The organism is Mesorhizobium sp. M7A.F.Ca.CA.001.08.2.1 (genome assembly GCF_003998455.1).
GTDB classification, from domain to species: domain Bacteria; phylum Pseudomonadota; class Alphaproteobacteria; order Rhizobiales; family Rhizobiaceae; genus Mesorhizobium; species Mesorhizobium ciceri.
Window position 1 is genome coordinate 1 of sequence record NZ_RZPW01000980.1, and the last position, 1,895, is coordinate 1,895.

Sequence of the window (1,895 nt, forward strand, 5' to 3'; positions counted from 1 at the left end):
GCGCTGGTCCAGCGTCAGGCCGGCGCCGGCTTCGGCGCCCACCGCCTCGTCGAACTGCACCTGCGCGCCATTGGCCTCGATGGCGAAACTCGGTTTCAGCCCGAGATCGACAGAAGCCTTGCCATCGGCGGTGTAGGGGTTGTCGAGCGGCCCGGTCTCGAAGCGGAATTCGTCGACCCCGAGTTTCTGGTGGTCGAGCGAAAATTTGCCGTTCAGCCGAAAGCCCGGATCGGGCTTACCGGCCGAGACTTTCACCGTCTCGCCATCGGTGCCGCGCAGCTCGGCGCTGTTCTTGTCGGCACCGGAGATCTTGAACTGGCCGGAGTAGACGGCAGCCCCATTGACGATGCCGGCATTGCCGTCGGTCTCGATGACCAGCGGATAGGCGTCCGGATCGGCCTTCAGCCGAAACCGCATCTGTCCTGAGCCTTCGGCCTTGCCGGTGGACGCGGTGACCGCGGTGCGCAACCCGTCCAGCCGCAGCGTGCCGTCCATGCGCCATGGGCCGGCCAGCGACTTGGCCGAGACGGTCGAATTGATCTCGGAAAACAGATGGCTGCGCCCGCCGGCGGCATGGCGAACTTCGATCTGACCCTCCGTCACCGTCAGCTTCTCGATCGAGATCTGGCTGGGGTCGAAGGGCGAGGACGGCCGTATCGCCCAGTCGACAGTGCCGTCATTGGCGATATCGATGGTCGCTTTCGGCCGCACCAGCCGCATGTCGAAGATCAGCACTTCACCGCGCAGGAAGGGCGCCAGTTCCGCGTCCATTGAAAACGTCTCGACCGTCATGGCCGGCTGGCCGTTGGGGCCGCCGGCGACGGCGACATTCGAGAAGGTCACCGAGGGAAACGGCAACAGCCTTGCGGTGGCGTCGCCCTGCACGGTCACCTTACGGCCGAGAATGGCGCTCGCCTCGCGCTCGAAGTCGGTGCGGTAGCCGGTCCAGTCGATAAAATACGGCACCACCAGCGCCGCACACAGCACCAGCACGAACAGGCCACCAAAGATCACGAACAGGCGTGCGAGCATCAGCTCCGAATGGGTTGAATGAAATTCTGCCGCACTCTACCCGCATCCGCGTGTCGATAAAGAGGCAATTCATCCAGTTGCGCGATCTCCGGTGATCTGAAACAAATCCCGGCGAAGCGGAGAAATCGGATGTCGGGCAAGAACTGGGATCGCGTGCCGATCGATGCGCAAAGTGTCGACGCTCCGCTGTCGCTTTCGGCGGTCTTTCTTGTCGTCACCGTCGCCAGTGGGCAGAGCGCGCTCGCCAGGGTTGCGTCGGTGCTCGGCAAACTCGACGACCTGGTCAAAAATGTCGGATTCCGCGACCTTTCCGGGCGGCTGTCGTGCATCGCCGGCATCGGCCGCGATCTCTGGGATCGTCTCTCTCCAGACCGGCGGCCGCTGGAACTGAAACCGTTCGCGCCGATCAAGGGTGCCGTTCATTCGGCGCCTTCGACCGCCGGCGATCTTCTCTTCCACATCCGCTCCGAGCGACCCGATATGTGCTTCGAGTTCGAGCGCATCCTGCTCGACAATCTCGGTGACGGCGTAAGCGTCATCGATGAGGTTTCCGGCTTTCGCTATTTCGATGCGCGCGACCTGCTCGGCTTCGTCGACGGGACCGCCAACCCGACCGGCCTCGATTTGCCCGCCTCTGCGCTCATCGGCGACGAAGACGCCGACTTCGCCGGCGGCAGCTATGTCGTCGTCCAGAAATATCTCCACGACATGCAGGCCTGGGCGCGCATTCCGACGCCCGAGCAGGAAGCGATCATCGGCCGCACCAAGATCGACAACATCGAAATCGACGATGACGATGCGCCGCGCAAATCGCACAAGTCGCTGGCCACCATCGAGGATGCCGCCGGCAACGAGTACGATAT

General features: G+C 63.5%; 2 protein-coding genes. One reads left to right on the forward strand and one right to left on the reverse strand.

The annotated features are described in order from the left end of the window. A partial coding sequence (locus tag EN914_RS33780) for an AsmA family protein (protein WP_127389600.1) occupies positions 1–1,032 on the reverse strand: 1,032 nt, incomplete at its 3' end. A 129-nt stretch (positions 1,033–1,161) separates the two neighbouring features. Here EN914_RS33780 and EN914_RS33785 point away from each other — a divergent pair. Further along, positions 1,162–1,895: Dyp-type peroxidase (locus tag EN914_RS33785; protein WP_127244471.1), on the forward strand; the 734-nt coding region annotated here is incomplete at its 3' end.